Annotated in this window: 21 protein-coding genes and 1 pseudogene; 15 read left to right on the top strand and 7 right to left on the bottom strand. The window is 73.7% G+C overall.

All coding sequences use genetic code 11. From position 1 onward, the window contains the following. Position 1: 1 nt before the first annotated feature. The 3 genes from V1L54_RS18765 to V1L54_RS18755 all read right to left on the bottom strand — a co-directional run bounded on the left by V1L54_RS18765 (position 2) and on the right by V1L54_RS18755 (position 5,546). Positions 2-463, bottom strand: a complete 462-nt coding sequence (locus V1L54_RS18765; RefSeq protein ID WP_330119201.1) for a phage holin family protein — start codon at positions 461-463, stop codon at positions 2-4. Between the two features lie 309 nt (positions 464-772). Continuing rightward, on the bottom strand, positions 773-2,737 hold the full coding sequence (acs, locus tag V1L54_RS18760; RefSeq protein WP_330119200.1) for an acetate--CoA ligase: 1,965 nt from the start codon (positions 2,735-2,737) through the stop codon (positions 773-775). Positions 2,738-2,951: 214 nt separating this feature from the next. Next, the gene (locus tag V1L54_RS18755) at positions 2,952-5,546 is read right to left on the bottom strand and encodes a SulP family inorganic anion transporter (protein WP_330119199.1); all 2,595 of its coding nucleotides are present in this window, start codon (positions 5,544-5,546) and stop codon (positions 2,952-2,954) included. A 249-nt stretch (positions 5,547-5,795) separates the two neighbouring features. Here V1L54_RS18755 and V1L54_RS18750 point away from each other — a divergent pair, with 249 nt between their 5' ends. Continuing rightward, positions 5,796-7,082 carry a polysaccharide deacetylase family protein gene (locus V1L54_RS18750; RefSeq protein WP_330119198.1) on the top strand — a complete coding sequence of 429 codons (1,287 nt, stop codon included), beginning with the start codon at positions 5,796-5,798 and terminating at the stop codon, positions 7,080-7,082. An 89-nt stretch (positions 7,083-7,171) separates the two neighbouring features. On the opposite strand, the gene V1L54_RS18745 is transcribed toward V1L54_RS18750, so the two are convergent. After that, the gene (locus V1L54_RS18745) at positions 7,172-8,248 is read right to left on the bottom strand and encodes an ATP-binding protein (protein WP_330119197.1); all 1,077 of its coding nucleotides are present in this window, start codon (positions 8,246-8,248) and stop codon (positions 7,172-7,174) included. Between the two features lie 115 nt (positions 8,249-8,363). Between V1L54_RS18745 and V1L54_RS18740 the strand changes: the two genes are divergently transcribed. Beyond that, entirely contained in the window at positions 8,364-9,212 is an 849-nt protein-coding gene (locus V1L54_RS18740; protein ID WP_330119196.1) for a Fic family protein, read from the top strand. Between the two features lie 375 nt (positions 9,213-9,587). Here the strand turns inward: V1L54_RS18740 and V1L54_RS18735 are convergent, their stop codons facing one another. Further along, complete coding sequence (locus V1L54_RS18735; protein ID WP_330119195.1) at positions 9,588-10,424, bottom strand: HAD family hydrolase; 837 nt, start codon at positions 10,422-10,424, stop codon at positions 9,588-9,590. A gap of 449 nt (positions 10,425-10,873) precedes the next feature. Here V1L54_RS18735 and ssd point away from each other — a divergent pair, with 449 nt between their 5' ends. The 7 genes from ssd (at position 10,874) to V1L54_RS18700 (ending at position 16,269) form a co-directional block, all read left to right on the top strand. Continuing rightward, positions 10,874-11,977, top strand: coding sequence for a septum site-determining protein Ssd (gene ssd, locus V1L54_RS18730; protein ID WP_330119194.1), 1,104 nt, complete (start codon positions 10,874-10,876; stop codon positions 11,975-11,977). Positions 11,978-12,030: 53 nt separating this feature from the next. Then, positions 12,031-13,206, top strand: a complete 1,176-nt coding sequence (locus tag V1L54_RS18725; RefSeq protein WP_443076699.1) for a TadA family conjugal transfer-associated ATPase — start codon at positions 12,031-12,033, stop codon at positions 13,204-13,206. Between the two features lie 59 nt (positions 13,207-13,265). Beyond that, the gene (locus V1L54_RS18720; RefSeq protein WP_443076697.1) at positions 13,266-14,171 is read left to right on the top strand and encodes a type II secretion system F family protein; all 906 of its coding nucleotides are present in this window, start codon (positions 13,266-13,268) and stop codon (positions 14,169-14,171) included. Then, positions 14,168-15,055, top strand: coding sequence for a type II secretion system F family protein (locus V1L54_RS18715; RefSeq protein WP_330119193.1), 888 nt, complete (start codon positions 14,168-14,170; stop codon positions 15,053-15,055). Before V1L54_RS18720 ends, V1L54_RS18715 begins: the two co-directional genes overlap by 4 nt. A gap of 96 nt (positions 15,056-15,151) precedes the next feature. Next, the gene (locus V1L54_RS18710) at positions 15,152-15,361 is read left to right on the top strand and encodes a DUF4244 domain-containing protein (RefSeq protein ID WP_330119192.1); all 210 of its coding nucleotides are present in this window, start codon (positions 15,152-15,154) and stop codon (positions 15,359-15,361) included. A gap of 202 nt (positions 15,362-15,563) precedes the next feature. Continuing rightward, the gene (locus V1L54_RS18705; protein WP_330119191.1) at positions 15,564-15,860 is read left to right on the top strand and encodes a TadE family type IV pilus minor pilin; all 297 of its coding nucleotides are present in this window, start codon (positions 15,564-15,566) and stop codon (positions 15,858-15,860) included. Further along, positions 15,844-16,269, top strand: coding sequence for an Rv3654c family TadE-like protein (locus V1L54_RS18700; RefSeq protein ID WP_330119190.1), 426 nt, complete (start codon positions 15,844-15,846; stop codon positions 16,267-16,269). Before V1L54_RS18705 ends, V1L54_RS18700 begins: the two co-directional genes overlap by 17 nt. Here V1L54_RS18700 and V1L54_RS18695 read toward each other — a convergent pair. Beyond that, a pseudogene (locus V1L54_RS18695) lies at positions 16,193-18,681 on the bottom strand (DEAD/DEAH box helicase); the annotation flags it as partial. The gene V1L54_RS18700 and the pseudogene V1L54_RS18695 overlap by 77 nt on opposite strands. Positions 18,682-18,867: 186 nt before the next feature. Between V1L54_RS18695 and bldG the strand changes: the two are divergent. From bldG to V1L54_RS18665, 6 genes are all read left to right on the top strand, one after another. Then, positions 18,868-19,209 (top strand): anti-sigma factor antagonist BldG, encoded by a 342-nt coding sequence (bldG, locus tag V1L54_RS18690; protein ID WP_093657489.1) that lies wholly within the window; start codon positions 18,868-18,870, stop codon positions 19,207-19,209. Between the two features lie 189 nt (positions 19,210-19,398). Next, positions 19,399-19,824, top strand: a complete 426-nt coding sequence (locus V1L54_RS18685; protein ID WP_330119268.1) for an ATP-binding protein — start codon at positions 19,399-19,401, stop codon at positions 19,822-19,824. 566 nt (positions 19,825-20,390) lie between these two features. Beyond that, complete coding sequence (locus V1L54_RS18680) at positions 20,391-22,814, top strand: sodium-translocating pyrophosphatase (protein ID WP_330119189.1); 2,424 nt, start codon at positions 20,391-20,393, stop codon at positions 22,812-22,814. 270 nt (positions 22,815-23,084) lie between these two features. Then, on the top strand, positions 23,085-23,654 hold the full coding sequence (locus V1L54_RS18675) for a small secreted protein (protein WP_330119188.1): 570 nt from the start codon (positions 23,085-23,087) through the stop codon (positions 23,652-23,654). Between the two features lie 110 nt (positions 23,655-23,764). Further along, a complete protein-coding gene (locus V1L54_RS18670) occupies positions 23,765-25,414 on the top strand; it encodes a DUF7059 domain-containing protein (RefSeq protein WP_330119187.1) in 1,650 nt (549 codons plus the stop codon). 177 nt (positions 25,415-25,591) lie between these two features. Continuing rightward, positions 25,592-25,789, top strand: coding sequence for a hypothetical protein (locus V1L54_RS18665; protein WP_330119186.1), 198 nt, complete (start codon positions 25,592-25,594; stop codon positions 25,787-25,789). Positions 25,790-25,863: 74 nt separating this feature from the next. Here V1L54_RS18665 and V1L54_RS18660 read toward each other — a convergent pair whose 3' ends face one another. Next, positions 25,864-26,349, bottom strand: coding sequence for a DUF2752 domain-containing protein (locus tag V1L54_RS18660; RefSeq protein WP_330119185.1), 486 nt, complete (start codon positions 26,347-26,349; stop codon positions 25,864-25,866). Positions 26,350-26,412: the final 63 nt, after the last annotated feature.

The following is a 26,412-nucleotide window of genomic DNA, read 5'->3' as shown; positions in this document are numbered from 1 at the left end:
GTCATGCGGAAGATCGTGACACGTGCTCGACGGCCCTGGGTTCCTCCCTCACCTTCGGTACGGGCCGGGGGTGCGGTTTGACGTTCGACAGCAGGGCCGCCGACTCCTTGGCCGAGGAGATCGAGCGCTGGGGCGGCTTGACCTTGGAGAGCTTGCTCTTGGCCAGCAGCAGGAGGACGGCCGCGAGCAGCACGTACACCCCGCCCACGACGGTGAAGGACCAGGCGAGCCCGAGCCCCAGGTTGTGGATGCCGTACACCGCGGCGAAGCTGAACACGGGCAGTGAGAAGAGCAGCAGCACCCCTGCCGCGACGGCCGCGCCGCTGCCGATCGCACCCCGTTTGACGTCCTGCCGCAGCTCGGCCTTGGCCAGCGCGATCTCCTCGTGCACCAGCGCGGACAGCTCGGCGGTGGCCGCCGCCACCAGCTGCCCGACGCTGCGGCCGTCGTCGGCTGCGCTCATCGGTTGTTTCCTCTCGTCGTCCGCTGTCTGCCGTTCGCTGCTTGTCGTCCGCCGCGTGCCGTCAGCTGCTCGTGGCCCGCCGCTCGCGGGCCGCCGGGCCCACTGCCGGTGGGTCAGCAATCATGCCGGAACGTGGCCCCCGGCGTCGCGGCGGCGGGCCGTCGGCTTCCGGGCGAGGCGTATCTCACCCCGCCCCGTGGTGCCCGGGCGACGCGCGGGCGGTGCCCGGTGTGCTCCGCCGCCGGCCCCGTCGGCACGGGACAGGGGCGCCCGTTGTGCTGCCGGTGTGCTGCCGGCAGGACCGGGCGGTCAGTCCTCGCCGGCCGAGGCGCCCGGCAGCTTGGCCTGGATCAGGTCCATCACCGTGGAGTCGGTGAGGGTGGTGACGTCGCCCAGCGTCCGGTTCTCGGCGACGTCGCGGAGCAGACGCCGCATGATCTTGCCGGAGCGGGTCTTGGGCAGCTCGTCGACCGGCAGGATGCGCTTGGGCTTGGCGATCGGGCCGAGGTGCTTGGCGACGTGGTTGCGCAGCTCGTCGACCAGGCCCTCGTCCTCCGCGGCGGTGCCGCGCAGGATGACGAAGGCGCAGATCGCCTGGGTGGTCTGCGGGTCGGTGGCGCCGACGACCGCCGCCTCGGCGACCTTCGGGTGGGAGACGAGCGCGGACTCGACCTCGGTGGTGGAGATGTTGTGCCCGGAGACCAGCATCACGTCGTCCACCCGGCCCAGCAGCCAGATGTCGCCGTCGTCGTCCTTCTTGGCGCCGTCGCCCGCGAAGTAGCGGTCCTTGAAGCGCGACCAGTAGGTGTCCAGGTAACGCTGGTCGTCGCCCCAGATCGTCCGCAGCATGGACGGCCACGGCTCGGTCAGGACGAGGTAGCCGCCGGAGCCGTCGGGGACCTCGTTGGCCTCGTCGTCCACCACGGTCGCGGCGATGCCGGGCAGCGGGACCTGCGCCGAACCGGGCTTGGTGCTGGTGACGCCCGGCAGCGGGCTGACCATGATGGCGCCGGTCTCGGTCTGCCACCAGGTGTCCACCACCGGGGTGCGGTCACCGCCGATGTTGTGGCGGTACCAGATCCACGCCTCGGGGTTGATCGGCTCGCCGACCGAGCCCAGCACGCGCAGCGAGGACAGGTCGAACTTCGCCGGGATGTCGTCGCCCCACTTCATGCAGGTGCGGATGGCGGTCGGGGCGGTGTAGAGGATCGTGACCTTGTACTTCTGGACGATCTCCCACCAGCGGCCCTTGTGCGGGGTGTCGGGGGTGCCCTCGTACATCACCTGGGTGGCGCCGTTGGCCAGCGGTCCGTAGACGATGTACGAGTGACCGGTGACCCAGCCGACGTCGGCCGTGCACCAGTAGACGTCCGTCTCCGGCTTGAGGTCGAAGACGGCGTGGTGGGTGTAGGCCGTCTGGGTGAGGTAGCCGCCGGAGGTGTGCAGGATGCCCTTGGGCTTGCCGGTGGTGCCGGAGGTGTAGAGGATGAACAGCGGGTGCTCGGCCTCGAACGCCTGCGGGGTGTGGTCCTCGGACTGGCGCTCCACCAGGTCGTGCCACCAGATGTCGCGGTCCTCGGTCCAGGCGGTCTCCTCGCCGGTGCGGCGGACGACCACGACGTTGCGCACGTTCTCGGTGCCGGGACGGCTGAGGGCCTCGTCCACCGCGGGCTTGAGGGCGCTGGGCTTGCCGCGGCGGTAGCCGCCGTCGGCGGTGATGACGACCCGGGCGTCGGCGTCCTGGATGCGGGTGGCCAGGGCGTCGGAGGAGAAGCCGCCGAAGACCAGGGAGTGCGGGGCGCCGATACGGGCGCAGGCCAGCATCGCCACGACGGTCTCGGGGATCATCGGCAGGTAGATGGCGACCCGGTCGCCGGCCTGCACACCCAGTTCGGTGAGGGCGTTGGCGGCCTTGCAGACGTCGCGCTGCAGATCCGCGTAGGTGATCGCGCGGGTGTCACCGGGCTCGCCCTCGAAGTGGATGGCGACCCGCTCGCCGAGGCCGGCCTCCACATGGCGGTCGACGCAGTTGTAGGCCACGTTGAGCCGGCCGTCCTGGAACCACTTGGCGAACGGCGGGTTGGACCAGTCCAGCGTCTCGGTCGGTTCGGTCTCCCAGCTCAGTCGGCGGGCCTGCTCGGCCCAGAAGCCCAGCCGGTCCGCTTTCGCCCGTTCGTACGCCTCAGCGGTGACATTGGCGTTCGCTGCCAGCTCGGCGGGCGGTGCGAACCTCCGTTCCTCCTTGAGCAGGTTGGCCAGGCTCTCGTTGCTCACGACATCTCCCTTTCCCAGGGTTGTCCGGTGTGTCCCAGGCCCTAGCTCACCAGCCTGTGTGCTGCCTGACAAGACTTTCACCCCAAGTGGTATAGACCTCTTGCGGCCAGGGGTGCGCGGTCGTCTGCGAGCGGTCGGTGAACGGTCGAACGGTGTGTTTCCGGGCCTCTCGTCCATCGTCGCCGCCCTCGCCGTCCGTCGCCTCCGCCACCCTTCAGACGGCCGGTACATCGGGTCGTACGGGGGTGAAGACCGGCGCCTCTCCTCCGTCCGGAATGTCCGGGTTGTCGGTTGCGTCCGGGGTGCCCGGCCGGAGCAGCGGCCGTTCCGGGGAGCGGACCGGTGACCCGTCCAGTACGTACGCCTGCGCCTCGCCGACGTGGAAGTACATCCCGTGCAGCCGCAGCGATCCCTCGGCCAGCCGCCGGGCCACACAGGGGTGGGCCCGCAGGTGGTCGAGCTGCTGCACCACATTGGCCAGGCACAGTGCCTCCAGCTCGTCGGACTCGCGTGGCACCGGGCCCGGTGCCACGATGCGCGGGACGGGCCCGCCCCGTCCCGTCAGCCGCTCCAGGCTGGGGCGGCCGTGGCCGAGCCAGCGGGCCAGGGAACGGCCCGGCGCGGAGGCGGCTCCCGGTGCCTCCGCGCCGGAGCCGTACAGGGCCTGCATCGCGCCACAGCCCGAGTGCCCGCAGACGGTGACCGACTCCACGCGCAGCACCTCGACGGCGTACTCGATCGCCGCCGCCACCGAGTCGTCACCGGCCTCGGCACCGGGCGGCGGCACCAGATTGCCGACATTGCGCACGGTGAAGAGATCCCCCGGGCCGCTGGAGGTGATCATGCTGGTGACCAGCCGTGAGTCGGCACAGGTCAGGAAGAGCTGGGAGGGCCGCTGCCCCTCCCTCGCCAGCCGGGCCAGCTCCTCGCGGACCAGCGGCGCGGTGGTGCGCTGGAAGTTGCTCACCCCGCCCAGGAGCCGGTCCCGGACGGGCTCCCGGGCAGGCGCGTCGGCGGAGTCCCCGTGCGGCGATCCGCCGGGGCGCGGCCAGGTGCACTGGTGGTTGCGCCAGGGCGTCCAGGGGGTGCAGCCGTGCGCGCCGGACGGCTCCCGCACGCAGGGCGCGGAGCGGCCGGTGACCTCCACCCGGCCGCCGTGCGCGGTGTGGGAGATCTCCCAGTCCCGCAGGGTCTCGTAGGCCGCGTGGTCCATGAAGGAGCCGCCCAGCTCCACCACCACCCGGCTGCCCTCGGGAAGGCCGCTCAGGACCCGGCTCAGCCGCGGCACCGCGAGGAACGTCAGCTGCCCGCGCACCCGTACCCGGTAGGTCCCGCCGTCCCGGTCGCGCTCGCAGCCGATCCGGGTGCGGGCCAGCCGGTGCAGGGCGACGGCGAGGGCGGCGGCGACCCCGATCCCCACCCCGTGGAGCACGCCGAACAGCACCACACCCGCCGTCGTCGCGACGTACACCGGCACCTCGCGGTGCCGGGTGACGCTGCGGATGTGGACGATCTTGACCATCTGCACCCCGACCACCATCACCAGTGCGGCGAGCGCGGCCAGCGGGATCAGCTCCAGCAGGCCGGCCAGCAGCCCGGCGGCGAGCAGCACCCACACCCCGTGCAGGACGGCGGAGTTGCGGCTGACCGCGCCGGCCTGCACGTTCGCCGAGGTGCGTACCGCCACCCCGGTGACCGGAAGCCCGCCCAGGGCGCCGGAGACCGTGTTGGCCAGCCCCTGGCCGCGCAGCTCCCGGTCCAGGTCGGCGCGCGGGATCCGGACCGCCGACAGGTGCGCCGGGAGGGTGCGGGCGGCGGCCAGCTTGTCGGCGGCCAGCGCGGTCAGCAGCGACTCCACGGAGGCGACCAGGGTGACGGTGAGCACGGCGGCGAGCAGTCCGAGCACCGGTCCCTCGGGAAGTCCCGGGAGGGCGTGGCTGCGCCAGGAGGGCAGGTCCACGCTCGGCAGCCGCAGACCGCCGAGCACCGTCACCGCCGTCGCCAGCACCACCGCGGCCAGCGCGGCGGGAAGCATCCGGCGCGTCAGTTCACCCGGCCGGCCGGGCAGTCGGGGCCACAGCAGGAGGACGGCCACCGTGACGGCGCCGACCGACAGCGCGGCGGGACGCACGTCGGCCAGCCCGCCGGGCAGGGCCAGCGCGTTGGCGACGGCGGAGCTCTCCGGGCTCCCGCCGAGCACGATGTGCAGCTGGGCGAGGGCGATCGTCACCCCGATGCCCGCGATCATGCCGTGCACCACCGCCGGGCTGATCAGCAGTGCCGAGCGGGCGGTGCGCAGCGCCGACAGACCGAGCTGGGCGAGCCCGGCGAGCACCGTGACGGCGCACGTGGTGCGCCAGCCGTAGAGCTGGATCAGCTCGGCGACGACCACCGTCAGCCCCGCGGCCGGTCCGCTGACCTGGAGGGGGGAGCCGCCGAACCGCCCGGCGACGATGCCCCCGACGGCCGCGGCGACCAGGCCGGACTGCAGGGGCGCCCCGGTGGCCAGGGCGATGCCCAGGGAGAGCGGCAGGGCGATGAGGAAGACGGACACGGAGGCCGAGAGGTCGGCGGCCAGCGCGCCGCCCGGTGCGCCCCCGCGCCGGGGGCGGGGCAGCAGGCCCCGCAGCCGGTACGGCCGGGCAGTGCGGGGGGAGGCGCCGGCGGAGGTACTGGAAGAGGTGCCGGAGGAAGGGGCGGGAGGGCCCGGCTGGGGCGGGGGACTTGTCGAGGAGGCCGGCGGGCCGGACCGGGTGGTCCGGCCGGGCGGGTCGGCGTCGGAGGAGTGAGTAGGGGCGCAGGCGGACATTACCGTCTCCGTCCGGAGTCTCGTCGCGGTCCGTATGGGCGTAGCTACTAAAAGTTTCGGTAAACGAATCGTAATGTCGCGTAAAGGATCAAGGAAGGGGATCCGGGCAATCAGGTCCGTTCTTCACGCCTCGGAGTGAAAAGAGCCCGGGAACCGTCGGCGCCGGTTGCGCCTCTCAGAGGGCGTGTGAGGTTGTTCGCAGGCCGAGCGCGTCGGTCGCAGGCACACATGAACGGCGAGGTGGAACTGATGGGAACTGCGGGGAGGTTGGTCAGGGGCGCCGCGGGAGCGGCCGCGCTGGCCGTGCTGGCGGTCGGGTGCTCGGGGGCCCCGGAGGCGCCGGAGGACGGCAAGGACGAACGGGAGGAGCGCGCGAACAAGGAGGTCCGGCCGGAGAAGACGGCCGAGGTGAAGCTGATAGGCGACGGCTCCACCGCGTACATAGGCCCGCAGCCGAACCAGCCCCGGTTCGGCAGGCTCGAGCCCGGACGGAAGCCCCCGCAGTTCGTCGTCTTCTCCTGGGACGGCGCCGGCGAGGACAGCAAGAAGCTCTTCTCCCACTTCCGGCAGGTGGGCCGGAAGTACGACGCGCACATGACGTACTTCCTCAGCGGGATATACCTTCTCCCCGAGTCGGAGGCCGACCGTTACCGGCCGCCCGGCCGCGGCCGCGGCGCCTCCGACATCGGCTATCTCAAGGACGAGAACATACGGGCCACCCTGGAGCAGCTCCGCGGTGCCTGGCTGGACGGCAGCGAGATAGGCACCCACTTCAACGGCCACTTCTGCGGGCCGGGAGGCGTCGGCGACTGGTCGTCCGAGCAGTGGAAGAGCGAGATAGAACAGGCCAAGTGGTTCGTGTCGAACTGGAAGACCGCCACCGGCTGGAACGACCTGGAGCCCCTCCCCTTCGACTACGACAGGGAACTGGTCGGCGGGCGCACCCCCTGTCTGGAGGGTCGCGACAATCTGCTGCCGGCCGCGCGGGAGATGAGCTTCCGCTACGACTCCTCGGGCAACGGCACCCAGGTCTGGCCCGACAAGGAGGGCGGTCTGTGGGACCTGCCGCTCCAGCAGGTGCCGATGCCCGGCCGCTCCTTCGAGACGCTCTCGATGGACTACAACTTCCTCGCCAACCAGTCGGGAACGGTCGACGGCGACCCGGCGATGCGCGAGCGGTGGGGGCGCCAGATGCGGGACGGCCTGCTGGCGGGCTTCGACCGGGCCTACGACGGCAACCGGGCACCGATGATCATCGGGAACCACTTCGAGGGCTGGAACGGCGGCGTCTACATGAAGGCCGTCGAGGACGTCATCAAAGAGATCTGCCCCAAGGCGGACGTGCACTGCGTCTCCTTCCGGCAGCTCGTCGACTGGCTCGACGAGCAGGACCCGGCGGTCCTGGAGAAGCTGCGCACCCTGGGCGTCGGAGAGGCCCCCGAGGACGGCTGGGAGAGCTTCCTGGCCGCCCCGGCGACGGCCGCCGGCGCATCCCCGCCCTCCGGCCCTCCCGGCTCCGGAAGGCCGCGCGGATGACGCACGGCTGACGGACACGGCACCGCGGCGCCGCGGTGGTGACGGAGCCGGACTCCGGCACCACCGCGGGCGGGCCACCAGACGGGCCGTCAGGCGGGCTGGGGCGCCCGGGCCGCCGTCTCCCCCAGTACGAAGGACGGGTCGACCTGCGCGGCCAGGTCGGTGCCCGTCCGCGCGTTGCCCCAGCTCTCCGCGTTCCGCAGGTGGAAGTGGACCATCTGCCGGGTGTAGCGCTCCCAGTCGCGCCGTCCGTACGACGCGTCGGCCGCCGCGTACATCACCCGCAGCGCCTCCCGGTCGGCCTCCGCCAGCTCCGCGAACGGCCTGGGACGGCCCTTCTCCAGGGCGCGCACCCAGTCGGAGTGCCCGACGGTCACCAGCAGGTCGTCACCGGTCTCGGCGCGCAGGAAGTCCAGGTCCTCCGGGCCCTGCACCTTGTTGCCGATCACGCGCAGCGCGACGCCCCAGTCGCGGGCGTACTCCTTGTACTGCCGGTAGACCGCCACCCCCTTGCGGGTCGGCTCGGCCACCAGGAACGTCATGTCGAAGCGGGTGAACATGCCGGAGGCGAAGGAGTCCGAGCCCGCCGTCATGTCGACGACGACGTACTCGTCGCGCCCGTCGACCAGGTGGTTCAGATACAGCTCCACGGCACCGACCTTGGAGTGGTAGCAGGCCACGCCCAGGTCCGTCTCGGTGAAGGGGCCGGTGACCATCAGCCGGACCGTGCCGTCGGGGGTTCCGCCGGTTGCCCCGGTTGCCCCGGTTGCCCCGGTTGCCCCGGTTGCCCCGGCGGGAGCGTGCCCGGGGGCGTCGCCGGGATCGAGCCGGACGCTGCGGGCGCAGGCGTCGTGTACGGGGTTGTCCTCGGTGATCCGCAGCAGCCGGGAGCCCGTGCCCGGCGGAGTCGTCTTGATCATCGCCTCGGTGGAGGCGATCCGCGGGTTGGTGCCGCGCAGGTACTCCTTGATCAGCGGCAGCCGGGCACCCATCGCGGGCAGGGCGGCGGCCTCCTCCTCCGGCAGCCCCAGCGCGGTGCCCAGATGCTGGTTGATGTCGGCGTCCACGGCCAGCACGGGGACGCGACGGGCGGCGAGGTGGCGGACGAACAGCGAGGACAGCGTCGTCTTGCCGCTGCCGCCCTTTCCTACGAAAGCGATTTTCATAACCGATAGCGTAGTGAGGTCCGCGGGGCGCCGGGGACGGGGAGCGGGACCGGGTGAACAAGACCACTCGAACGTGGGGCGTGGCGGCCGGGCGCGGCTGCGTAGGGTCGGGGGCATGTCTACGACTGCTGATCCCCTCGCCGCGCTGGGCGGGCTGCCCGGTGTCCCCGACTCCGTCTCGGCGGTACGCGGAGCCGTGGACCGGGTGTACGGACACCGGGTGATGCGGCGCCGCAGCGGCGAGATCACCGCCGAGGCGGCGCTGCGCGGCGCACGGGCCTCCGCGGCGCTCGGCGGCGCCGACTGGCCGCTGGAGGAGGTGCGCCGGCGCAGCGACTTCGGGGCGGACGCCGAGGCCCGTACGGTCGGCGCGGCCCTGCGGGTGACGGCGGAGGCCGGTCAACTGCTGGACGTGTGGCGGCAGTCGCCGCTGCGGGTCCTGGCCCGGCTGCACCTTGTGGCGGCGGGCGGCGGAGTACGGGACCCGGAGACGGCCCGGTCCGGCGGCGATCCGGTGGGGCGGCCGCGGCTGGCGGGCGAGCCGGTGACGGAGCCGCTGCTCGACGGCTTCCCACTGCTGGACGCCGACGAGGTCACCGCCCGGCTGGACGGACTGGCCGGGCTGATCGTGGCGGGCACCGCCGCGCCCGCGCTGGTGACGGCGGCGGTGGTGCACGGCGAACTGCTGGCCGTACGGCCCTTCACCGAGTACAACGGCCTGGTCGCCCGGGCGGCGGAACGGCTGGTGCTGATCGCCTCCGGGCTGGATCCGAAGTCCGTCTGCCCGGCGGAGCTCGGCCACGCCGAGCAGGGCGGCAAGGCGTACGTCCGCGCCCTGGCGGGCTATGTCTCGGGCACCCCGGAGGGCATGGCGGAGTGGATCGCCCACTGCGGCCGGGCGGTGGAGCTGGGGGCGCGGGAGAGTACGGCGGTCTGCGAGGCGCTGCAGCGCGGGGCGGCGTGAACGGCGCGGGCGGGGCGGACACAGAGGTGCGACGGCACCGGCGTTGAGTCGGCACCGTCGCTGGCACGTCCGCCGGGGTACCAGGCGTGCACGAGATCTGCCGACATCAGGCGGGCACCTCGCCCGGTCCTGGTGCGGCTGGCCCTATCGCGGGTCGGCTGCGCGTGGGTTCCCGGCTTCCATGCTCGGTCCGTGGGGCCTTTGTCTGTACCGGACTTCCTCTCGGATGCGATTCGGTTCAGGTCTCGCGGGCCGTTGTTTTCTTTGTACTCCATGTCGGGACGAATCGGAACCCTTGCCCACCGATCTTTTCTTTCACCTTCAAACGTTGTTGAAAGCGATCGAAAAGGATCGAAAGGGATGCGTGCGGCGTGCTCAGGCGGTGCCGGGCCGGGCCCGCCGTCTGCTTGCGTACCACACCAGACCGGCGGTGAGCGCGGCCGTGCCGACCGCCACCGCCGCCGCCAGCGCGGGCCGCTGGGGCATCGCGAAGCCGGAGAACCGCTGCTTGAGGCGGACCGGGCGCTGGAAGGTGAGGATCGGCCAGTCCCGGGCCGCCGCCTCGCGGCGCAGCGCCCGGTCGGGGTTGACGGCGTGCGGACGGCCGACCGCCTCCAGCATCGGGACGTCGGTGACCGAGTCGCTGTAGGCGTAGCAGCGGGAGAGGTCGTACCCCTCGGACTCGGCCAGCTCGCGCACCGCCTCCGCCTTGGTGGGGCCGTACGCGTAGTACTCCACCTCGCCGGTGAAGCGGCCGTCCTCGACGACCATGCGGGTGGCCACGACGCGGTCCGCGCCGAGCAGCTCACCGATCGGCTCGACCACCTCGGCGCCGGAGGTGCTCACGATCACGACGTCCCGTCCGGCCAGGTGGTGTTCCTCTATGAGGGACGCGGCCTCGTCGTAGATGATCGGGTCGATCAGGTCGTGGAGCGTCTCGGCGACGATCTCCTTGACCTGCTGGACGTTCCAGCCGCGGCACAGCGCGGACAGGTAGGCGCGCATGCGCTCCATCTGGGCGTGGTCGGCGCCCCCCACCAGGTACACGAACTGGGTGTACGCGGTGCGCAGTGCGGCACGGCGATTGATCAGGCCACCCTGGTAGAAGGACTTCCCGAAGGTGAGCGCGCTCGACTTCGCAATGACCGTCTTGTCCAGGTCGAAGAAGGCGGCGGTGCGCGGCAGCGAGTGGTTTTCCACGAGGGTGAGCATAGGCGCCCGCCATTCGGCGTAAGGTGGGGCGTGTGGGTTTGCCTGAGAAGGCTCTCGGGTACACCATGGAAGTCACGGATCGTTCGCGACCGTGCTACCCCGGTCCGGCTCCTCCCCCCCCGAGTCGGCCGTGGAGACGACCCCCGCTCTCCCCCCCGGCGGGGGTCGTCGCATGTCCGGGGGCATGTCGGGTTGCCAAACCCCTTTATGTTGCATCTTTGGTCTTTCTGGGCGCCGAGCGCCACCCCTCCCCGCGTCGTCACTCTGCGTAGCGGTCAAGGTGCGCGCGGAGGCTACTCGTTTGAGTGAGCGAGTTATTCACAACTGCCGAGTTGTCCACGCTTTTGGACCAAGATCATCGATTTTCTCCGTTCCCCGGCACGGTGATTGAGCACGGCGTTCGCGGATCTTCGCGAACTGGAGAGTGCGAATCCGGAAGGGGACGGACAGTGGCCGGAAGCATCCTGATCGTCACGGAGGACGAGAAACTGCTGGACGACCTGCTGCGGCTGTGCGCCGCGGCCGGTGCCGAGGCGGAGGTGGCGCACGGGGCGCCGCCGGGGCCGGGCGTCTGGGAGGGCGCCCCACTGGTGCTGGTCGGCGACGACCGGGCCGGTCCGCTCTCCCGTTCGGCGCGCGTGTCCGTACGCCGGGCCGGGGTGCTGCTCGTCTCCCGGGATATGGACGACCCCGGGGTCTGGCAGCGCGGCATGGGGATCGGCGCCGAGCATGTGGTGCTCCTGCCGGACGGCGAGCCCTGGCTCACCGGGCGGATCGCCGACGCGGCCGAGGGCGTGGGACGGCAGGCGCTGACGGTCGGGGTGCTGGGCGGCTGCGGCGGAGCCGGCGCCTCGACCCTGGCCTGCGCGCTGGCGGTCACGGCGGCACGTGCCGGGCACCGCACGATGCTGGTCGACGCCGATCCGCTCGGCGGCGGGCTGGACGTCCCGCTGGGCGGGGAGCGGGCGGAGGGCCTGCGCTGGCCCGCGCTCGCCGAGTCGCGCGGCCGGGTCGGCGGGGTGGCGCTGGAGGAGTCCCTGCCGGTGCTGCACGGCCTGCGGGTGCTCAGCTGGGACCGCGGGGACAGCGTGGCCGTTCCGTCGGAGGCGGTGCGCGCCGTCCTGGGCGCGGCCAGACGCCGTGGCGGGGTGGTCGTGGTGGATCTGCCGCGGTGGCTGGACGAGTCGGTCGCGGAGGCGCTGTCCCAGCTCGACCTGGGGTTGCTGGTCGTCCCCGCCGAACTGCGGGCCGTCGCCGCGGCGCACCGGGTGGCCTCCCGTACGGGCATGGTGCTGCGGGATCTGCGGACGGTGGTGCGCGGCTGCACCGGATCGGGGCTGGCGGGCGGAGAGATCGCCCGGCTGCTCGGACTGCGGCTCGCCGGCGAGGTTCCCACCGAGGCGGGGCTGTCGGCGGCGGTGGACGCCGGACGGCCGCCCGGGACGGATGCCCGGAGCCCACTGGCCCAGTTCTGCGCCGGCTTCTGGGCCCGCGCGATGCCGGAGGGCGGTGGGGCGCCGCCGGTCGGCGGTCCGGGGAGCGTGGCCGCGTGAGCGCCCGTACGGGCCCCCGCACGGGGCAGGGGGCGGATCCGGTGGGAGCGGCCGTGCCCGCCGGGCCGGAGGCGCCGCGGGCGCTGGTGGACGCGGTGCGCCTGCGGCTCGCGGAGGCGGGTGCCGAACCCACCCCCGCCCGGGTCGCGGCGGCGCTGCGGGCCCAGGGGCGGCTGCTGGGGGACAGCGCGGTGCTGGGCGTGGTGGAGGCCCTGCGGTCGGAGATGGTCGGAGCCGGGCCGCTGGAGCCGCTGCTGGCCGAGCCGGAGGTGACGGACGTACTGGTGACCGGGCCGGACGAGGTCTGGGTGGACCGGGGCGACGGAGTGGAGCGCACCGCGGTCCGCTTCCCGGACGCGGCCGCCGTTCGCCGGCTGGCCCAGCGGCTGGCCACCTCGGCGGGCCGGCGGCTGGACGACGCCCGCCCGTGGGTGGACGCCCGGCTCCCGGACGGCACCCGGCTGCACGCGGTACTGCCGCCGGTGGCGGTCGGCTGCGCCTGTCTGTCCCTGCGGGTGGTGCGGCCGAGGGCCTTCGCCCTGCCGGAGCTGACGGCGGCCGGTACGGTGCCGCCGGGTGGTGACCGGCTGCTGCGGGCGGTGCTGGACTCCCGGCTGTCGTTCCTGGTCAGCGGCGGGACGGGGTCGGGGAAGACGACCCTGCTGTCGTGTCTGCTGGGACTGGTGGGGCCGCGGGAGCGGATCGTCCTGGCCGAGGACTCCGCCGAACTGCGCCCCGACCACCCCCATGTGGTGCGGCTGGAGACCCGGCCCGCCAACCAGGAGGGAGCGGGCCGGGTCACCCTGCGGGACCTGGTGCGGCAGGCCCTGCGGATGCGGCCGGACCGGCTGGTGGTCGGCGAGGTGAGAGGACCGGAGGTGACGGATCTCCTGGCCGCCCTGAACACCGGCCACGAGGGCGGGTGCGGCACCGTCCACGCCAACGCGGCGGCCGACGTACCCGCCCGGCTGGAGGCGCTGGGCACCACCGCGGGGCTCGACCGGACCGCGCTGCACAGCCAGCTCGCGGCGGCGCTGTCGGTGGTGCTCCATCTGGCACGGGACCGCCGCGGGCGGCGGCGCGTCGCGGAGGTCCACGTACTGGAGCAGGACCGGTACGGCCTGGTGGTGACCGTACCCGCCGCCGTCTGGAGCCCGGGCGGCTTCGTGCGGGAACGGGGCTGGCCGCGGCTGGAGCGGCTGTGCGCGCGGGGCGGTGGTGCGCTGTGACGGCGACCGGGACGGCCGGGCTGACGGGAGCGGCGGGCCTGGTGGAGGTGCGGCCGGTCATGGCGTACGTGGGATCGGTGTGCGCGGTGATGGTGTGCGCCGGAGCGCTGACCTGGCTGCTGAACGGGCCGGGGGAAGGCGCGCGGCGGGCCCGGTCGCTGTGCGCGGGCGATACCGGGCCGGTTCCCCCGTGGTGGGCCGTCCCGGGGCCGGTGGCGCGGATCGCCGCCCGGCCGGCACGTCTGCCCGGCGGCCGGGCCGGGGCCTTCCGCGGTGGCCGGGCCGGGCTCGCGGGCTGGTGCCTGGCGGGTGGCGCGGTGGCGGCGCTGCTGGGGGATTCGGTACTGCCGCTGCTGGCCGGGGCGCTGGCGGTGCCCCTGCTGGGGCGCGGGCTGCGGCGGCGGGAACGGCGGCGTGCGGGAGAGGCACGGGAGGCGGCCGTCGTCGAACTGTGCTCGGCACTCGTCGGTGAGCTGCGGGCCGGCCGCACCCCGGAGCGCGCCCTGCTGGCGGTGGGCATGCCCGGGTTCGGGGACGGTGGCGCGGCGGCACTGGCGGCGGCGCGCTTCGGCGGGGACGTACCGGAGGCGCTGCGGCAGGCGGCCCGGCAGGAGGGCGCGGGCGGACTGGCCGGAGTGGCCGCGTGCTGGCAGGTGGCGGTGGACGAGGGTGCGGGGCTGGCGGACGGGCTGGACCGGGTGGCCGGGGCGCTGCGCGCGGAACGCGACCAGCGGGAGGAGTTGCGTGCCCAGCTGGCGGGCCCGCGCGCCACGGCGCTGGTGCTGGCACTGCTGCCGGTGTTCGGGTTGCTGCTGGGCACCGCCATGGGAGCGCGGCCGCTGCACGTACTGCTGCACAGTCCGGCCGGATGGGCCTGTCTGGCCGGGGCCGGGGCACTGGAGTGGGCCGGTCTGGCCTGGGTCGCCCGGATCATCCGTACGGCGGAGAAGGGCGGCCGGAAGTGACCGGCGGGACCGTCCACAGGCTGTGGGCGGCGCTCCCCGGGTCCTCCGGCCTGTTCGAGTTCCCCGGCTTCCCCGGAGCGGCCGGGCTGCCCGGGCTCGCCGCCCCGGCGGTCGCCGTCTGCCTGCTGGGGACGGTGTCCGCGATGGGACGGACACGCCGGCACCGGCGGCGGCTGACCTCGCTGCTGGCCGGCCGGCCGGGTGGGCGGACACCACCGTGCGTCGCCCGGGTACGGCGGCGGCTGCCACCGCTGCGGGCCGCCGCGGCGCCGCTCGGTGCCCTGGCGCTGGGAGCGGTGCTGGTCGGAGGTCCGGCCGGCTGGGCACTCGGGGCCGCCGCGGCGTGGAGCCTCGGGCGACTGTCGCGCGGACGCGGCAGCCGGACGGAGCGCGCCGGTCGTTCCCGTGCCGCCGGACGGTCCGCACGAGGGGAGACGGACCTCGGGGCGCGGGTGGACGAGCGGCTGCCGGTCACCGCGGAGCTGCTGGCCGCCTGCCTGGCGGCGGGTTCGGGGCCGTGCGAGGCGGCCGGGGCGGTGGGCGCCTCGGTGGGCGGGCCGCTCGGCGAGCGCCTGGTGCGGGCCTCGGCCGAGCTGCGGCTGGGGGGTGATCCGGTGGCCGTGTGGGAGCGGCTGGGCGAGTTGCCGGAGGCGGCCGGGCTGGCGCGGTGCCTGGAGCGGGCGGGGACGACCGGAGTGCCCGCCGTGGAACCGGTGGGCCGGCTGGCGGCCGAGTGCCGGGCCGCCCGGACGCGGGCGGCGACGGGGCGGGCCCGCCGGGCCGCGGTCCTGGTCACGGGGCCGCTGGGGCTGTGCTTCCTGCCCGCCTTCCTGCTGGCGGGAGTGGTGCCGGTGGTCATCGGTCTGGCGCGGTCCCTGCTGTGAGCCGGTCGCCGCACGGCGACCGAGAGGAGAACACCCGGATGAAGAATCGGACGAAGAACCGGACGAAGAGCCGGAAGAGGAGAGAGGGAGACAACCATGCGGGGACGGACGCGGGAGTGGAGCGGCGGGATCGCGCGCAGGGTGCGGTCCGGGGACACCCAGGCGGGGATGAGTACGGCGGAGTACGCGGTGGGCACGATCGCCGCGGCGGGCTTCGCGGCGGTCCTGTACAAGATCGTCACCAGTGGGCCGGTCAGTGGCGCGATGCAGCAGTTGATCGAGCGGGCGCTCGATGCGGGCTTCTGACGGGGCCGGGACGGTCGCGTCCGGCGGGCCGCGCCCGTCCGGCGGGACAGAGGCGAACGGCGGTACGGGCCGGCCGGGACGGACGCCGGCTCCCCGGGGCCCGGCTCCCCGTCCGGTGGCCTGCCGGAGGCGGACCCCACGGGTGCGGGCCCTCCGGACGGGGGCGGGGCGGGAGCAGGGCTATGTCACCGCGGAGACCGCCGTGGTGGTGCCTTCCCTGGTGGCCCTGCTCGGAATGGTGCTGTGGGGGGTGGCGGCGGTGGCCGCGCAGATCCGATGCGTGGACGCGGCGGGCGCCGGCGCACGGGCGGTGGCCCGGGACGAGCCGCCGGAGCGGGTGCGGCGGGCCGTACGCGCGGTGGCGCCGCGCGGTGCGGCGCTGGAGATGGCGCGGGAGGGGGAGCTGGTGCGGGTGCGGGTGATCGCGAGGGCGGCCGGTCCGGGACCGCTGGCCGTGGAACTGGGAGCGGAGGCGGTGGCGTATGCGGAGCCGGGCTGACCGGCGAAGCGGGCGCCTGCCCGGCAGTGTGCCGGGCGGCCCGCCGGACCGGCAGGCGGCCCGGCCGCCGGGAGGCGGGGACGGGGGCTCGGCCACGGTGTGGGCCGCGGTGTGCGGGGTCGCGCTGTGTGTGCTGGCGGCGGCCGTGCTGAGCCTGGGTCAGGCCGTCGTGGTCCGCCACCGGGCGGGTGCCGCGGCGGACGCGGCGGCCCTCGCGGCAGCCGACCACGCCCTGTGGGGCGGTACACGGGCGTGTGCCGTGGCCAGGGAGGTGGCCGCCGCCCAGCGGGCGGGTGTGGTGCGCTGCCGGGTGCGGGGCACGGTCGCCGATCTCACGGTGCGGGTGCGGGCGGGTCCGTATGCCGCCGGGGTGCGGGCCCGGGCGGGGCCTGCCGCAGCAGTTCGGTGAGGAGCCGGACGGCACCGCGCTTGTGCAGGGGGTCGTTGCCGTTGCCGCACTTGGGCGACTGTATGCACGACGGGCAGCCGCTGTCGCACTCGCACGCCGCGATGGCCTGGCGGGTCGCGGTCAGCCACTCGCGGGCGGTGTGGAAGGCGCGCTCGGCGAAGCCGGCACCGCCGGGGTGCCCGTCGTAGACGAACACCGTCGGCAGCAGGGTGTCGGGGTGGAGCGGTACGGAGACACCGCCGATGTCCCAGCGGTCGCAGGTGGCGAACAGCGGCAGCATCCCGATCGAGGCGTGCTCGGCGGCGTGCAGGGCCCCGGGCAGCACCTCCGGGCCCACCCGGGCGGCGTCGAGCTGGTCCTCGGTGACCGTCCACCACACCGCGCGGGTGCGCAGGGTGCGCGGCGGCAGGTCCAGTCTCGTCTCGCCGAGCACCTCGCCGGTGACGAGCCTGCGGCGCAGATAGGAGACGACCTGGTTGGTGACCTCCACCGAGCCGAAGCACAGCCGGGCCCCGCCCCAGGGGACCTCGGCGGTGGTCTCCAGGACGGAGATCGCGGTGGTGTCCCGGGCCATCGTCGTCCAGGGCGGATCGGCCTGCTCGACCAGGGCGACCGAGTCGTCCAGGTCGAGCCGCCGGACCACATAGGTGCGGCCCTGGTGGAGATGGACCGCGCCGTCGTGGACGGTGGTGTGGGCGGCCGCGGCGTCGACCGTGCCCAGCAGCCGTCCGGTGGCGGCCTCCACCACCTGTACCGGCCGGCCGCCCCGGCCGCGGATGTCGGCGAGGTCGCAGGCCCGCTCGCGGCGGGTCCAGTACCAGCCCGTTCCCCGGCGGCGCAGCAGTCCGCGTCGCTCCAGCACCGGCACCAGCCCGGGCACCGCCGGGCCGAACAGCTCGAAGTCGTCCTCGGTCAGGGGGAGTTCCGCCGCGGCCGCGCACAGATGGGGGGTGAGGACATAGGGGTTGTCCGGGTCCAGGACGGTGGACTCCACGGGGCGTCGGAAGATGGCGTCGGGGTGGTGGACGAGATAGGTGTCCAGCGGGTCGTCCCGGGCGACGAGGACGGCCAGTGCCCCCTGGCCCGCCCGGCCGGCCCGCCCGGCCTGCTGCCACAGCGAGGCCCGGGTGCCGGGATACCCGGTCAGCAGGACGGCGTCGAGCCCGGAGACGTCGATGCCCAGTTCCAGGGCGTTGGTGGCGGCCAGACCGAGGAGCTCACCGGAGTGCAGCGCCCGCTCCAGGGCGCGGCGTTCCTCGGGCAGATAGCCGCCGCGGTAGGCGGCCACCCGTCCGGCCAGGTCGCGGTCCACCTCGGCCAGCCGCTCCCGGGCGATCACCGAGATCAGCTCGGCGCCGCGCCGGGAGCGGACGAAGGCGACGGTCCGCACCCCCCGGACGGCGAGGTCGGTGAGCAGGTCGGCGGTCTCGGCGGTGGCGGTGCGCCGCACCGGGGCGCCGCGCTCGCCGTGCAGCTCCGTCAGCGGGGGCTCCCACAGGGCGAAGACCACCTCGCCGCGCGGGGAGGCGTCCTCGGTGATCTCGGTCACGGGCAGGCCGGTGAGCCGGGTCGCCGCCCTGCCCGGCTCGGCGGCGGTGGCGGAGGCCAGCAGGAACACCGGCGCGCCGCCGTAGCGGGCGCACACCCGCCGCAGCCGCCGCAGCACCTGGGCGACATGGGAGCCGAACACGCCCCGGTAGGTGTGGCACTCGTCGACGACCACGTACCGCAGCGCGCGCAGGAAGGAGGACCAGCGGGCATGGCCCGGGAGCAGCCCGCGGTGCAGCATGTCGGGGTTGGTGAGCAGCAGGTTGGCGTACTGCCGCGCCCAGTCGCGTTCCTCGGCCGGCGTGTCGCCGTCGAAGACCGCGGGACGGACCGCGCTGCCCAGCGGGGCGGCCAGTGTGCCCACGGCCCGCCGCTGGTCGGCGGCGAGGGCCTTGGTCGGGGCGAGGTAGAGGGCGGTGGCGCCGCGCCCGCCCGGGGCCTCGGAGCCGTCCAGCAGGGTGCTGAGCACCGGGGCTAGATAGGCCAGGGACTTGCCCGAGGCCGTTCCGGTGGCGACGACCACCGACTCGCCGCGCAGCGCGTGCCGGGCGGTACGGGCCTGGTGCTCCCAGGGACGGTCGATGCCCGCCGCGCGGATCGCGTCGATCACTTCCGGCCGAATCCGTCCAGGCCAGTCCGCATGACGACCGATCCGTGGGGGCAGGTGCTCCGTATGGGTGATGCGCACGGCCCGGTCCGCCCCCGCGGTGAGGCCTTCGAGGACTGCCCGGGGGGACGGGGACGGGGGTCGCGCGTCTGCCGACGCCGCGCGGTGGTTGGTGGCCATCGGATTCGAGTGTGTCACCGGCACGACGGACAATGGTCGCAAGGCGTCGTGCATGCCCCGGGTAAGTGATTGAATGCTTCTGCGGCTGCCGATCCGTCCCCTACCTTCGGTGGGGAGGTTTCACCTCTGCCTTCGGCGGGAGACTCTCTCGCCCCCCGGTGGGAGGACCCCCTCCCCGCTTCCGGTAGAAGGGACCCCTCTCCGCTCCCGGTGGGGTACATCCCAGGGGGCGGACCGCTCGATAGCAAGGTGCTGGAGGATCCGTGGACCTGTCCCTGTCGACCCGTACCGTCGGCGATCGCACGATCGTCTCGGTGGGTGGCGAGATCGATGTATACACCGCGCCCAAGTTGCGTGAGCAACTGGTGGAGCTGGTGAACGACGGCAGCTACCACCTGGTCGTGGACATGGAGGGTGTTGACTTCCTCGACTCCACCGGCCTCGGTGTGCTCGTCGGCGGACTCAAGCGAGTGCGCGCGCACGAGGGATCACTGCGCCTGGTCTGCAACCAGGAGCGCATTCTCAAGATCTTCCGTATCACCGGTCTGACCAAGGTGTTTCCCATCCACACCTCGGTCGACGAGGCCGTGGCGGCCACCGACTGAGAAGCCGGGGCCGTACAGCCCGCACAAGGCGGCGCCAGGGGTACCGGGTCCACACGTGTGTCGGCCCGGTACCCCCTTGCCGACCGCTGACCGCTGACCGCCGGATCCAGGCATCGACCGGGCTGCCGGGCCGGTGATCTCCCGGCCGGTGATCGCGAAGGTCCGCACGTACTACCGAGGGGGATGGCTATGGCCACCGTCGAACTGCTCTTCAGCGCGCTGCCCGAGCATGTGAGGACGGCGCGGCTGGTGGCGGCCGCCGTCGCGCGCCGGTCCGGCGTCGACGAGACCGCGCTCGACGAGGTGCGGCTCGCGGTGGGCGAGGCGTGCAGCCGGGCCGTCGGTCTCCATGTCGGCCACGGCCTCGACACACCCGTCCGGGTGAGGCTGACCGAGGGCGAGAAGGCGTTCCGCATCGAGGTCGGGGACGACGTCCCCGCGGTGCGGGGTCCGGGCTACGGCTCCGGCAACGAGGACGGCGCCGAGGGCGACGACGAGAGCGATCTGGGGCTCGCGGTGATCAGCGGACTGGTGGACGACTTCGAGGTGACCGCCGACGAGCACGGCGGCCTCATCCGGATGAGCTGGCCGATAACCCCGGCCTCCCTCGCGTAGCCGGGCCCTTCCCAGCCGGGTCCTCCCCGCACGACGGCCCCGCACCGGATCTCCCCCCACCGGCCGCCGCGCCGGCCCTCTCGGCCGGATCCCTCCTGTCCCTCCTGTCCCTCCTGCCCGGCCCAGCCCCTCCTGTCCGGCCCGGCCGGGACGGGCGAGCCCGTCCGGGGTCCCGGGCGCCGGACCACTCCACCGCGCACGGTCCCGCTGCGGGAATTCCGTAGGGAAAAACCTGCGTGCCGTCGCTGCGGGGACTCCGGCCGACGCCGCTCGAGTGTTTCCGGATCTTCCCTGGGGCCTTTCTCCGGAAATCACCCGAATGGCACTTCAAAGGTGTCTCAAACAGCTGTCGTCCCAGTGAGATGACGGTGTCCCAGGGGAATACATCCGCCCGTTTGAGGGAATCGTCTCGGTGCCTGCTATTCGATCTTCGAAGGTGCGGATCTGCGGTGAATAGCGCACTCTGGTTGTGACCCGGAGCGGCTCCTACAATCCGTCCACATCTTTGCAGCAGGACGCCTGAGCGTGCTTGCGCGCGCCCATGTGCCAAACGTCAAGGAGGACGAATGGCCGCGCACCACATCCCCTCCCAGAACCGGCTCCATCTGGCCGAAGCGGTTCTCACCAGCGGCAACCGCGGTCTGGTACTGGTGATCGCACTGATCGCGGCGGCGGCCCTGGTGGTCGCCGTGATGCTGGTACGCCAGGTGCTCGCGGCAGGTGAGGGCACCGACAGCATGAAGAAGATCGCCGCCGCCGTACAGGAAGGCGCGAACGCCTACCTCGCGCGGCAGTTGCGCACTCTCGGCGTGTTCGCCGTCGTGGTCTTCTTCCTTTTGATGTTGCTCCCGGCCGACGACATGGGCCAGCGAATCGGCCGCTCATTGTTCTTCCTGGTCGGCGCCGGTTTCTCGGCGGCCACCGGTTATATCGGCATGTGGCTCGCGGTACGCAGCAACGTACGGGTCGCCGCCGCCGCGCGAGAGGCGACTCCCGGTGCGGGAGAACCCGCCAGGGATCTGACCGACGTCTCCCACCGGGCGATGAAGATCGCTTTCCGCACCGGCGGTGTCGTCGGAATGTTCACCGTCGGTCTGGGCCTTCTCGGCGCCGCCGTCGTGGTGCTCGTCTACGCCGCCGACGCCCCCAAGGTCCTGGAGGGCTTCGGTCTGGGCGCCGCGCTGATCGCCATGTTCATGCGGGTGGGCGGCGGCATCTTCACCAAGGCCGCCGACGTGGGCGCCGACCTCGTCGGCAAGGTCGAGCAGGGCATCCCCGAGGACGACCCGCGCAACGCCGCCACCATCGCGGACAACGTCGGCGACAACGTCGGCGACTGCGCGGGCATGGCCGCCGACCTCTTCGAGTCCTACGCCGTCACCCTGGTGGCCGCGCTCATCCTGGGCACCGTCGCCTTCGGCGACGCCGGTCTGGCCTTCCCGCTGCTCGTCCCCGCGATCGGCGTCGTCACGGCCGTGATCGGCGTCTTCGCGGTCGCCCCGCGCCGCGCCGACCGCAGCGGCATGACCGCCATCAACCGCGGCTTCTTCATCTCCGCGGTGATCTCGCTGGCCCTCGTCGCCGTCGCGGCGTTCGTCTACCTGCCGTCCACCTTCGCCGAACTGGACGGCGTCACCGACCCCGGCATCCTCGGCCACGACGGTGACCCGCGGGTGTTCGCACTGGTCGCGGTCGCCATCGGCATCGTGCTCGCCGCGCTGATCCAGCAACTCACCGGCTACTTCACCGAGCCCGGCCGGCGGCCGGTGCGCGACATCGGCAAGACCTCGCTGACCGGCCCGGCCACCGTGGTCCTGGCCGGCATCTCCATCGGCCTGGAGTCCGCGGTCTACACGGCGCTGCTGATCGCCCTCGGCGTCTACGGCGCCTTCCTGCTGGGCGGCACCTCCATCATGCTGGCCCTGTTCGCCGTGGCGCTGGCGGGCACCGGTCTGCTGACCACCGTCGGCGTCATCGTCGCGATGGACACCTTCGGTCCGGTCTCCGACAACGCCCAGGGCATCGCCGAGATGTCCGGCGACGTGGAGGGCGCCGGCGCCCAGGTGCTCACCGACCTCGACGCCGTCGGCAACACCACCAAGGCCATCACCAAGGGCATCGCCATCGCCACCGCGGTGCTGGCCGCCGCCGCGCTCTTCGGCTCCTACCGGGACGCGATCGCCACCGCCGTGGCGGACGTGGGCGCCCGGGCGGGCGAGATGAACCTGAGCCTGGACATCTCCCAGCCGAACAACCTGGTCGGTCTCATCCTCGGCGCCTCGGTCGTCTTCCTGTTCTCCGGGCTGGCGATCAACGCGGTGTCCCGGTCGGCGGGCGCGGTGGTCTTCGAGGTGCGGCGCCAGTTCCGGGAGAAGCCCGGGATCATGGACTACACCGAGAAGCCCGACTACGGCCGGGTCGTGGACATCTGCACCAAGGACGCGCTGCGCGAGCTGGCCACCCCCGGCCTGCTCGCCGTCATGGCACCCATCGCCGTCGGCTTCACCCTCGGCGTCGGCGCGCTCGGCTCCTTCCTGGCGGGGGCGATCGGCGCGGGCCTCCTGATGGCGGTCTTCCTCGCCAACTCCGGCGGTGCCTGGGACAACGCCAAGAAGCTCGTCGAGGACGGCCACCACGGCGGCAAGGGCAGTGAGGCGCACGCCGCGACCGTCATCGGCGACACCGTCGGTGACCCGTTCAAGGACACCGCCGGTCCGGCGATCAACCCGCTGCTGAAGGTGATGAACCTGGTGGCACTGCTGATCGCGCCCGCGGTGGTGCAGTTCAGCTACGGCGACGACACCAGCCCCTGGCTACGGGCCCTCATCGCGGTCCTCGCCCTCGTCGTCATCGTCGGCGCGGTCTACGTCTCCAAGCGGCGCGGCATCGCGGTGGGCGACGCGGACGCGGACACCGGCACGGACGGCGGGACGCCCGGCGGCACGCCGTCCGGCTCCGCGGAGTCCGGGGCCCCGGTGACGACCCCGTAGCGCGGTCCGGACAACGGCCCGGGAAGGGCCGGAAGGGCCGGACAGCCGCGGAAAGGCACAGTCGACGGTGGGGCGGGCACCCGGGATCCCGGGCGCCCGCCCCACCGTGTTCTCCGGGCGTCCGGCCCCGGACGGATCCGTGTGAGATGCGCATGCCTCCGGTGCGTCCATACCGACCCCAAACCATGCATAAGCCGTGTGCCGTAACCGGCCGTTGGGCCGTGTGCGTGTATGTTCCGGGCCGGACAGCCACGAAGGGACCGATCCGGAGTGAACAAGAAACGTGCGATCGCGCTGACCGGCGGCACGGCACTGGTACTCGCGCTCAGCGGGTGCGGCGGTGACGGTGAGGACAAGACCGCCGCGTGGGCCCAGAAGTTCTGCGACCAGGTGCAGCCCCAGGTGAAGAGAATCCAGCAGGCCAACACCTCCATCACCCAGGCCACCGAGGGGGAGAAGTCACCGGAGGAGATCAAGACGACCGACGCGCAGGCCTTCTCGGACATCTCCCAGGCCTACGCCGCCCTGGCCAAGGCCGTGAAGGGGGCGGGCACCCCGCCGGTCGAGGACGGTGCCGCGCTGGAGAAGGACGCGGTCCGGCAGCTCGACGGCATGTCCCGCAAGTACGCCGACCTCAAGGAGCAGGCCGACGCCCTGAACACCGAGGACCAGGCGGAGTTCGCCGACGGGCTCAAGGAGATAGCCGACGGGCTGGGCCGGCTCAACGAGGGTGGTGACCAGGCGCTGGAGAAACTCCAGAAGGGCGAGCTCGGCAAGGCCATGGCCGAGCAGAAGGGCTGCCGCAAGCCGTCGCCGAGCCCCTCCGCTTCGTCGGCGTAGGCGGCGTGGTCGACACGGGCCGGCGCGGTCGGCACGGCCGCGTGCCGGAGGTGTCCGGTACACGGCGGGCACGTCCGGTGCCCGGGACGGTTCCACGCCACAATGGGGCGGTGAGTACGGACCACCTCCCCGCCCCCGGCCCCGCCCTGCCCCGGCTGCGCGACGCCTTCCGCACCGCCGACTTCACCCCCGACGGCCTGCTGGAACTGCTCGGTGCCACCGCCTACGCCGCGCTGGCCCGCAGCGAGACCGTCCCCGCGCTGCGCGCCACCCGCGACGGCGGGCCGCTGGCGACGCTGGTGCGGCTGTTCCTGCTCCAGCGGCCGGTGCCGTACGAACGGGCCCGCGCCGCGCTCCCGGCGGACGACGCACTCGCCGACGGCTGGCTGCGCCGCGCCGCCGCCGACGGCGCGGACGCCGTACGGGCCGTCGTGGACATCCGGCCGTACGGCGGTCCGGCGGGGCAGAACTGGTGGATCGTCTCCGATCTCGGCTGCGCCGTCGGCGGCGCCGGCGGCATCCGCACCGCCGGGGACACCGGCACGGTGGCGGGACCGGACCCGGCGGATCCGGGCACGGACCCCGGGGGCACGGGTACGGCGGGTACGGACCCGGACCCGCGCGCCCGGCTCGTCCTCGGGGTCGGCGGCGCCTCCACCACCCTGGCGGGCATCACGGTGCGCACACCCGTGGCCCGCGCCCTGGACCTCGGCTGCGGTTCGGGCATCCAGGCGCTGCACGCCGCCCAGCACGCCGACCGGGTCACCGCCACCGACCTCAACCCCCGCGCCCTGCGGCTGACGGCCCTCACCCTGGCGCTGTCCGGCGCCCCCGAGGCCGACCTGCGCGAGGGCTCGCTCTTCGAGCCGGTCGAGGGCGAGGCCCCGTACGACCTGATCGTCTCCAACCCGCCCTTCGTCATCTCTCCCCGCGCCGCGGCGGGCACCCCCGGCGGGACCCGGCTCACCTACCGGGACGGCGGCATGGGCGGCGACGACCTGTGCCGCACCCTCGTGCGGAACTCCGCCGACCACCTCGCCGACGGCGGCTGGTGCCAGCTGCTGGCCAACTGGCAGCACGTGGACGGCCAGGACTGGCGCGAACGGCTCGCCTCCTGGGTGCCGCCCGGCTGCGACGCCTGGATCGTGCAGCGCGAGGCGCAGGACGTCGCCCAGTACGCCGAGCTGTGGCTGCGCGACGGCGGCGACCACCTGGGCGACCCCGCGGTGTACGCCGCGCGGTACGACGCCTGGCTGGCGGAGTTCGAGGCGCGCGGCACCACGGCCGTCGGTTTCGGCTGGATCACCCTGCGCAAGTCGGGCGCCGAGCACCCGTCGGTCACCGTCGAGGAGTGGCCGCACCCCGTCGAGCAGCCGCTCGGCGGGGAGGTGCGCGCCCACTTCGAGCGCCGGGACTTCCTGCGCGCCACGGACGACGCGGCCCTGCTCGCCACCCGGTTCGTCCTCGCCGACGAGGTGGTGCAGGAGCAGATCGGCAAGCCCGGCGCGGACGACCCGGAGTACGTCGTGCTGCGGCAGAACCGCGGTATGCGGCGGGCGACGCGGGTGGACACGGTCGGTGCCGGCTTCGCGGGCGTGTGCGACGGCTCGCTCCCGGCGGGCCGGATCCTCGACGCCATCGCCCAACTCCTCGGCGAGGACCCGGTGGGGCTGCGCGACCGCACTCCGGAGGCGATCCGGCTGCTGGTGGAGCAGGGCTTCCTGCTGCCTCTGGAGGGGCACGGGGGCGCGGCGGACTGAGGGCACCGGGAGCAGAGCCCGGAGCACACCGGAGCACACCGGAGAACGAGCCGGGGCACGGGAGAACGGAGGAAGAGCGGAAGAAGAGGAGAGGCCAGGGGGTCGGAATCCGGCCACTCCGCCAGTGTTCATCCGCCGTTCGCCCACAGGTCTCCCCGGGACGCGACCATGCTCCGCATGGAGAGTGCACCCGCCGTCTTCGCCGGGGCGACCTTCGCACTGGTCGGCGCCGGACTGCTGCTGTGGACATCGGTGCGCGTACGGCTGCGCGAGCCGGTGGCCGACGGTGTCGACCAGACCGTGGCCGCCGCGGTCACCACCCTGTTCGGCGTGGCCCTCCTGGTCGCCGGCGCCTGGCTTTTCACCCTGCTCTGACCACCCTTCGCCGAGCCCTGCTCCGAGCCCTTCGCCGGACCCGCCCGGCAGCGGCCGCGGGCACCGGGCGGAGGTCAGCCGGCCAGGTTCCGCGCCAGCGTCCACACCGCGGCGACCACCGCCACCCCCAGCACGCCCCGCCGGCCGGCCGACGGCCGCCACCGGCGCCCGCGCAGCCCCGCCACCAGCCACCTCCCGCCCAGGTACGCCGCCGCCGGCACGCCCAGCACCAGTAGCAGGGCGTTGTCGTGGAAGGCGGCGACGAGGTCCCCGTGCAGCAGGTCGTACGCCAGCCGCGTACCGCCGCACGCCGGACACAGCAGCCCGGTGAGCACGTTGAACGGGCAGCGCGGCAGCCACTGCCCGGGCCGGTGGGGGTCGGTGTTCCACAGATGGCCGGCCGCGCCCAGTCCGGCTGCCAGCGCGGTCAGCGGCGGGGTGGCCGGATGGGTACGGGCGGTGCGGAGGGTACGGAGGAGCCGGGCGGTACGGGCGGCCCGGACGGACCTCCCGGCGCCCGTGCGCGCCCGGTCGCCCGGCCCGTGAACAGGGCCCGACATGGCAGGAACCCCCCAGGCGGTCGGCTGGAACGCGTGACCGGCCACATCTTGCCAGTCGGCGCG

Origin of the sequence: Streptomyces rubellus, assembly GCF_036323805.1 — a bacterium.
Lineage (GTDB): Bacteria > Actinomycetota > Actinomycetes > Streptomycetales > Streptomycetaceae > Streptomyces.
The sequence above is the reverse complement of the archived record's forward strand: the minus strand, read 5'-3'. Positions and strand labels throughout refer to the sequence as shown.